At 65.7% G+C, this 7,281-nt stretch carries 7 protein-coding genes; 1 reads left to right on the top strand and 6 read right to left on the bottom strand.

All coding sequences use genetic code 11. The annotated features are described in order from the left end of the window. Positions 1–524: 524 nt before the first annotated feature. From AC1RNC_RS25450 to sdhC, 6 genes are all read right to left on the bottom strand, one after another. Entirely contained in the window at positions 525–845 is a 321-nt protein-coding gene (locus AC1RNC_RS25450) for a 2Fe-2S iron-sulfur cluster-binding protein (protein ID WP_492888772.1), read from the bottom strand. 42 nt (positions 846–887) lie between these two features. After that, a complete protein-coding gene (locus tag AC1RNC_RS25445) occupies positions 888–2,126 on the bottom strand; it encodes an NAD(P)/FAD-dependent oxidoreductase (RefSeq protein WP_492888771.1) in 1,239 nt (412 codons plus the stop codon). Between the two features lie 128 nt (positions 2,127–2,254). Beyond that, positions 2,255–3,037, bottom strand: a complete 783-nt coding sequence (locus tag AC1RNC_RS25440) for a succinate dehydrogenase iron-sulfur subunit (protein ID WP_099575368.1) — start codon at positions 3,035–3,037, stop codon at positions 2,255–2,257. A gap of 7 nt (positions 3,038–3,044) precedes the next feature. Further along, positions 3,045–4,832 (bottom strand): succinate dehydrogenase flavoprotein subunit, encoded by a 1,788-nt coding sequence (gene sdhA / locus AC1RNC_RS25435; protein ID WP_492888770.1) that lies wholly within the window; start codon positions 4,830–4,832, stop codon positions 3,045–3,047. Then, positions 4,832–5,251, bottom strand: a complete 420-nt coding sequence (sdhD, locus tag AC1RNC_RS25430; protein ID WP_492888769.1) for a succinate dehydrogenase, hydrophobic membrane anchor protein — start codon at positions 5,249–5,251, stop codon at positions 4,832–4,834. The genes sdhA and sdhD overlap by 1 nt, the downstream gene beginning before the upstream one ends. Positions 5,252–5,254: 3 nt before the next feature. Next, the gene (gene sdhC, locus AC1RNC_RS25425; RefSeq protein WP_492841983.1) at positions 5,255–5,662 is read right to left on the bottom strand and encodes a succinate dehydrogenase, cytochrome b556 subunit; all 408 of its coding nucleotides are present in this window, start codon (positions 5,660–5,662) and stop codon (positions 5,255–5,257) included. A 183-nt stretch (positions 5,663–5,845) separates the two neighbouring features. Between sdhC and AC1RNC_RS25420 the strand changes: the two genes are divergently transcribed. Then, positions 5,846–7,279: a sensor histidine kinase gene (locus tag AC1RNC_RS25420; RefSeq protein ID WP_492888775.1), complete on the top strand. Its 1,434-nt coding sequence runs from the start codon at positions 5,846–5,848 to the stop codon at positions 7,277–7,279. The last annotated feature ends 2 nt before the right edge of the window (positions 7,280–7,281 follow it).

Raw genomic sequence — 7,281 nt, 5'->3', positions numbered from 1 at the left:
CTATCTAGCGAACCTCGAATTCCGTGTCAAATCGTTTTTTTCAAAACTTTCCGACAAACCCGCCAACCAACCCGGAGGTCCTCGGCAGAGCCGGCAGCTTCTAAAGAAACCACCAAATCCAGTCAAGCTATTTCTCGAAGAAAACTTCGAAGCGATTACTTGACTAGCCTAACATCGCGCCGCTGATTTCTTGCGAAGTCTTGGCGGCGATGTCCGGAGCGGCGCTTCTAAAGAAGCGACATTCCGAAGTCAACCAACTCTTTTCGGCTTTTTCAAACTCCGGAAAACCGGGGAGTGAAGAGACAAAAGAAGGATCCCTGGGCCGCCGTGGCCGCCCTTGCGGATCCGTCATCGAGTCGATTGGAGCGCGGTGTTTAGCGAAGCGTCTGAGCCGATGCAACTCCCTTTCGGGGGCCGCATCGTCCGGCCGCGACGCCGTTCCGAGCGAGGCGGTGATCTAGTCCTCCCTCGGACGACTGGCAAGCCCCTCGCGACAATATAACAACGCTCTTTTGACGCCGTGACTAATGCTGGCTTTCCGGCAGGCGCACGATCAGACCGTCCAGCGCGTCGCTCACCTTGATCTGGCACGACAGGCGGCTGTTGGGCTCGACGTTCTCGGCGAAATCCAGCATCGACTCTTCCATGGCCGACTTGTCGCCGGTCTTATCGAGCCAGGCCGGGTCGACATAGACGTGGCAGGTGGCGCAGGCGCAGGCCCCGCCGCAGTCCGCGTCGATGCCCGGCACGTTGTTCTTCACGGCGCCTTCCATGACGGTCAGGCCTGGCTTCACGTCGAGGACATGTTCGGCGCCGTCGTGTTCGATGTAGGTGATCTTGGCCATCTGTTTCCCATTACCCCTGGAAGGCTGTCTCTATAGGGCGGCCTAAGCCGCCACCTCTTTCATGGACACCGTAAGATCGGCGAGCTTGTCGGCGCTCACCGGTGTGCGTTTGGCGATCAGCTGCTTGCCGGCCATGAATTCGGGCGGCGCGTTGACCGCCTCGACGGCCTGCAGCAGGTCACCCTTCAGATGGAAGACCGCGAACTTGGCGGCGGCGACATCGCCGCGCACCACCTGGCGGTCCGCCTCGAACGGCAGGCCGGCGATCTGCAGCTTCAGATCATACTGGTCGGACCAGAACCACGGCACCTCGGGCGCGGGACCCGGACGTCCAAGAATCGCCGAAGCAGCCTGCTTGGCCTGCTCCAGGGCGTTGGGGACGGATTCCAGGCGGAACTGGCGCTCATAGAGCGGGAGCGGACGATGGGTGACGTCGCCGATCGCGAAGATCGACGGATCCTCGGTGCGCGCTTCCAGGTCGACAACCACGCCATTGGCGGTCGCCAGGCCCGCATCCTTGGCCAGTTCGTCGTTGGGAACCGCGCCGACGCCGACCAGGGCGACATCGCAGGCGATGACGCGGCCATCCGAAAACTTCACGCCGGTGACGTGGCCGTTCTCGCCCTCGAAGCCGGCGACACCGGCGTTCAGCTCGAACACGACGCCATGCTTGCTGTGATAGTCTTGGAAGAAGAGCGACAGGGTCTCGCAGGCGACCCGGGCCAGCACGCGGCTTTCACGCTCGATGACCATGGCGTGGCTGCCCAGCGCCCGGGCCGAGGCGGCCGCCTCCAGGCCGACATAGCCGCCGCCGATCACGGCCAGCCGCTTGCCCGGTCCCAGGGCGTGCTTGAGCCGTTCAGCGTCGGCCGCCGTACGCAGGGACAGGACACCGGCGAGGTCGGAACCCGGTATCGGCAGCTCACGGGCGCGAGCGCCCGTGGCCAGAATGAGGAAGTCGTAGGCGATGACCTCCCCCGACGCGAGGGTCACCGTCTTTTCGGAACGGTTGATCCGCTCGGCCACGCCTTCGAGGCGCAGGGAGACGTTGTTCTCGGCGTACCATTCGGCCGGCTTGAGGGCCAAGGAGTCGGCGTCGGCCTCGCCCTTCAGCCACGCCTTCGACAGCGGTGGGCGCTGATAGGGCAGCAACGGCTCGTCGCCGATCAGCACAATGCGGCCCTGGTGACCATATTGACGCAGGAACGCCGCGGCCGAGCCGCCGGCATGGCCGGCGCCGACGATGACGACGCACGCGTTCTGATTGGCTTCAGCGCTCAATGACGCCCTCCCTTTCGTCAAAAATGACGCCGGCGTCACCTATTGGCAAGCGCCTTCGACAAAGGCGGATATAGAATGGGGCGGCTCGTTTCCGAAGCCGCCCCATTCTTGTCTTCTCGGGGAGCCCGTCAGACGACGCGCTCGACCATCATCTTCTTGATCTCGGCGATGGCCTTGGCCGGGTTCAGACCCTTCGGGCAGACCTGGGCGCAGTTCATGATCGTGTGGCAGCGATAGAGCTTGAACGGGTCTTCGAGCTGGTCGAGGCGGTCGCCGGTCGCTTCGTCGCGGCTGTCTATCAGCCAGCGATAGGCGTGCAGCAGGGCCGCCGGTCCCAGGTACTTGTCGCCGTTCCACCAGTAGCTGGGGCACGAGGTCGAGCAGCAGGCGCAGAGGATGCACTCGTAGAGACCGTCGAGCTTCTCGCGGTCTTCCGGCGACTGCTTCCACTCGGTCTGCGGCTCGGGCGTGTCGGTGTGCAGCCAGGGCTCGACCGAGGCGTACTGGGCGTAGAATAGCGTCAGGTCCGGGATCAGGTCCTTGACCACCGGCATGTGCGGCAGCGGGCTGATCTGCACGGCCTTGCCCGGCACCTCGGCCCAGCCGTGGGTGCAGGCCAGGGTATTGCGGCCGCCGATGTTCATCGAGCACGACCCACAGACACCCTCCCGGCACGACCGGCGGAAGGCCAGGGTCGGATCGATGGTGTTCTTGATATACAGCAGGGCGTCCAGGACCATCGGGCCCACGGTGTCGACGTCGACGTCGTAGGTGTCCCAGCGCGGATTGCCGCCCGCTTCCGGATCGTAGCGGTAGATCTTGAAGGTCTTGACCTTCTTGGCGCCGGCCGGCGCGGGCCAGTGCTTGCCCGACTTGACCTGCGAGTTCTTGGGGAGTGCGAGTTCGACCATCGTACCCTCAGTAGACCCGTTGCTTCGGCGGGATGTAGGCAATGTCGTCCGACATCGTGTAGCTGTGCACCGGACGGTAATCGATCTTCACCTTGCCGGTCTCGACATCGAGCCAGGCCAGGGTGTGCTTCATCCATTCGGCGTCATCGCGGCTCGAGAAGTCCTCGCGTGCGTGAGCGCCGCGGCTTTCGGTGCGGTTGACCGCGCCGGCCACGGTCACGACCGCTTGGCCGATCAGGTTGTCGAACTCCAGGGTCTCCATCAGGTCGGTGTTCCACACCAGACCGCGATCGCTGACCTTGATGTCCTTGGCCTTGTCCCAGACCGTCGCCAGGCGCTGAGCGCCGCCGACCAGGGTTTCGCCCGTGCGGAACACCGCAGCGTCTTCCTGCATGGCCTTCTGCATCTCGAGACGCAGGGCGGCCGTGCCTTGGGTCCCGCTGGCGTTGCGATAGCGGTCAAAGCGGGCCAGGTGGCCGTCGGTCCAGGCGTCCTTCAGTTCCGGCTGCTTGGCGCCGGGGGTCAGGACCTCGGCGCAGCGCAGGGCCGCGGCGCGACCGAAGACCACCAGGTCGATCAGCGAGTTGGAGCCCAGGCGGTTGGCGCCGTGGACCGACACGCAGGCGGCCTCGCCCACGGCCATCAGGCCCGGGATCACCTGGTCGGGATTGTCGCCCGACTTGGTGACGACCTCGCCGTGATAGTTCGTCGGGATGCCGCCCATGTTGTAGTGGACGGTCGGCAGCACCGGGATCGGCGCCTTGGTGACGTCTACGCCGGCGAAGACCTTGGCGGTCTCGGAGATGCCGGGCAGGCGCTCGTGCAGGATCTTCGGATCCAGGTGATCCAGGTGCAGGAAGATATGGTCCTTGTTCGGACCGACGCCGCGGCCTTCGCGGATCTCGATGGTCATCGCGCGGCTGACCATGTCGCGGGGCGCCAGGTCCTTCACCGACGGGGCGTAGCGCTCCATGAAGCGCTCGCCTTCCGAGTTGGTCAGGTAGCCGCCTTCGCCGCGAGCGCCTTCCGTGATCAGGCAACCGGCGCCGTAGATGCCAGTCGGGTGGAACTGCACGAATTCCATGTCCTGCAGCGGCAGGCCGGCGCGCAACGCCATGGCGTTGCCGTCGCCCGTGCAGGTGTGGGCCGAGGTGGCCGAGAAGTAGGCGCGGCCGTAACCGCCCGTGGCCAGGATCACCGTCTGGGCCTGGAAGCGGTGCAGGGTGCCGTCGTCGAGCTTCCAGGCGGTGACACCGCGGCAGACGCCGTCGTCCATGATCAGGTCGAGGGCGAAGTACTCGATGAAGAACTCGGTGTCGTGGGCCAGCGACTGGCCGTACATCGTGTGCAGCATGGCGTGACCGGTGCGGTCGGCCGCCGCGCAGGTGCGCTGGATCGGGCCTTCGCCATAGTTCTTGGTCATGCCGCCAAAGGCGCGCTGATAGATCTTGCCCTCGGCCGTGCGCGAGAAGGGCACGCCCCAGTGCTCCAACTCGTAGACGGCGGCCGGCGCGTTGCGGGTCAGGTATTCGATGGCGTCCTGGTCGCCCAGCCAGTCCGACCCCTTGACGGTGTCGTACATGTGCCAGCGCCAGTCATCCTGGCCCATATTGCCCAGCGAGGCCGAGATGCCGCCCTGCGCCGCCACGGTGTGGCTGCGGGTCGGGAACACCTTGGTGACGCAGGCGGTCTTCAGGCCGGCCTGCGCGGCGCCCAAGGCGGCGCGGAGACCTGAACCGCCGGCGCCGACGACGACGACGTCGAACTTGTGGTCGATGAACTTGTAGGCCGACATCAATGGGCTCCGGTCACGGTCATGGCCACCTTGAGGATCGAGAAGACCCCCACGGCGCCGGCCAGCACGCAGACGAACAGATTGCCGATCACCAGGGCCGACTTGCTCGTGAAGCGGTGGATGTAGTCTTCGATCACCACCTGGACCGTGTTCGACAGGTGGATCAGGGCCGAGATCAGCAGCAGGCTCAGCAACACGGCGTTGACCGGCTGGCCGACCCAGGCGGCGGCGGTGTGCTGGTCGGCGCCGACCAGCTTCAGGGCCGCGAACACGCCCCAGACGCTCAGCGGCGCCAGGGCCAGGCCAGAGACGCGCTCGGTGATGAAGTGGCTGACGCCGTGACGCGAGGCGCCCAGGCCGCGGGCCCGCGACAACGGGGTGCGGAATTGAATGGGCTGGAAGAGGTCGTTCTTGCTCATGATTCAGAACGCTCCGTTCGCGCCGGCGATGACCCAGGTGACGATCGTCGCCACGACCGCAAAGGCGATCGCCATGGCGCCGGTCATGTCGGCGATGCGCGGAGCGAAGCCCTTGCCGGTGTCCCAGAAGGTCTGGCGGATCGTGTAGGCGATGTTGAAGAACACGGCGAAGGTCTCGCCCAGTAACACCAGCTTGCCGATCGGCGAGCCCAGCACGCCGAGGAAGCCCGCATAGACGTCCGGACCAGCGGCCAGGGCGGCGGCCCAGGCGGCCAGGATCACGGCGCCGACCCACAGACCAACGATGCAGCCGCGGTGCAGGATCGAGCAGGCCATGGTGATATGCCAACGCCACACCTGCAGGTGCGGCGACATCGGGCGCTCAGGCAGCCCCCGGCTCGTGTCGGTCATGAGAGGTCCAACCCCAGTAGCCTTTGTGCGTTGCGGGATGCTTTTAAGCGCGAGGGCGGGGGTGTCAATTAAGCGGCGCTTGTTGAGAAACGTTCTCAATCCAGATCCGGGTGGGTTAAGGAACCTCCAAGGCCAAGGTTGCGTTACCGTCTGTCGCTTTAGGGAGGGGAGCAAGGCGTGCGCATGACGGGTCCGATCGATTTCGGCGAGATTTTCGATCGCATTCCCTCGCCCTACATGCTGCTGGACCGTGACTTTCGATATGTCGCTGCCAATAGCGCCTATCTGCGCACCTTGCAGCGCGGTTGGGACGAACTGGAAGGGCGCAACATCTTCGACGCCTTCCCCTCGGAAGGCGAGACGCGAGCCCAGCTCGAAGCCTCCCTGGCCCACGCCCGCGACCGCGGCGAAGTGACCGAGCTGCCGCTGATCCACTACGCGATCGAACGACCGGCCCATCTGGGCGGCGGCTTCGAGGACCGGCTCTGGAGCGCCACCCACACGCCGATCCCCGACGAGACCGGCGCGACCCGCTACATTCTACAGCACACCCAGGACGTCACCGCGATCCAGCGCCTCAAGGACGCGGCCTTCGGCGCGCGATCCACGACCATGCTGAGCGACGAAGTTCTTCGGCGGGCCGAAGCCGTGCAATCCCAGAGCCGGCAGCTCCGCAATCTCTTCATGCAGGCGCCCAGCTTCATGGCGGTGCTGCGCGGCCCAGATCACGTCTTCGACCTCGCCAACAACGCCTACGCCCAGCTGATCGGTCACCGAGAGGTTACCGGCCTGCCGGTGCGAACCGCGCTTCCGGAGATCGTCGACCAAGGCGTCATCAATCTGCTGGATCAGGTCTTGGCGACCCGCGAGGCGTTCGTCGGCCGACGCGTGAAGATCGCCCTGCAGCGCAACCCCGACGCGGCGTTGGAAGAGCGCTATCTCGACTTCGTCTACCAGCCGATCATCGAGGCGGACGGGACGGCCTCGGGCGTCTTCGTCGAGGGCGTGGACATGACGGATCAAGTCCAGGCGGACGAACGCCAGCGCCTGCTGCTGGACGAGCTGAACCACCGCGTGAAGAATACCTTGGCCACGGTCCAGGCCATCGCCCAGCAGACCCTGCGCGGCGCCACGACGCCCGAGGACTTCGCCGCCGCGTTCGAAGCCAGGCTGCTGGCCCTATCTCAGACGCACAACGCCCTGACCGACAGCCAGTGGGCCGGCGCGGGACTACGCCAGCTCCTGATCCAGGAACTCGGACCCTATGGCCCGGAGCGCATCGTCATGGACGGCCCGAATGTCCACCTGCCGGCGCGCGTTGCCCTGTCGCTGGGGATGGTGTTCCACGAGCTGGCCACCAACGCCGCCAAGTACGGGTCCCTGTCGAACGCCGGCCGACTGGCGCTGGCCTGGTCGGTGCGCGATGACGAGCGTCTCGTCTTTGACTGGCGCGAGCTCGACGGCCCGCCAGCTCGTCAGCCCACCCGACGCGGGTTCGGCTCACGTCTGATCGAGCGCAGCATTACCGGCGAACTCCGCGGCGCGATCGCGGCCGACTACAGCCCGGCCGGCCTATTCGTCCGGTTCGACGTGCCGCTTGCGCGGGACTTCGGCTAATT

The sequence above is a fragment of the Caulobacter sp. GW822-FHT01G02 genome, assembly GCF_058802865.1.
Note: the sequence above shows the minus strand (reverse complement) of the source record. Positions and strands in the feature narration are given on the sequence as shown.

Coding starts and splice junctions, on each gene's coding strand:
- AC1RNC_RS25450 (WP_492888772.1), bottom strand. CDS start 845: ATGGCCAAGATCACCTACATCGAACACGACGGCGCCGAACATGTCCTC.
- AC1RNC_RS25440 (WP_099575368.1), bottom strand. CDS start 3,037: ATGGTCGAACTCGCACTCCCCAAGAACTCGCAGGTCAAGTCGGGCAAG.
- sdhA (WP_492888770.1), bottom strand. CDS start 4,832: ATGTCGGCCTACAAGTTCATCGACCACAAGTTCGACGTCGTCGTCGTC.
- sdhD (WP_492888769.1), bottom strand. CDS start 5,251: ATGAGCAAGAACGACCTCTTCCAGCCCATTCAATTCCGCACCCCGTTG.
- sdhC (WP_492841983.1), bottom strand. CDS start 5,662: ATGACCGACACGAGCCGGGGGCTGCCTGAGCGCCCGATGTCGCCGCAC.
- AC1RNC_RS25420 (WP_492888775.1), top strand. CDS start 5,846: ATGACGGGTCCGATCGATTTCGGCGAGATTTTCGATCGCATTCCCTCG.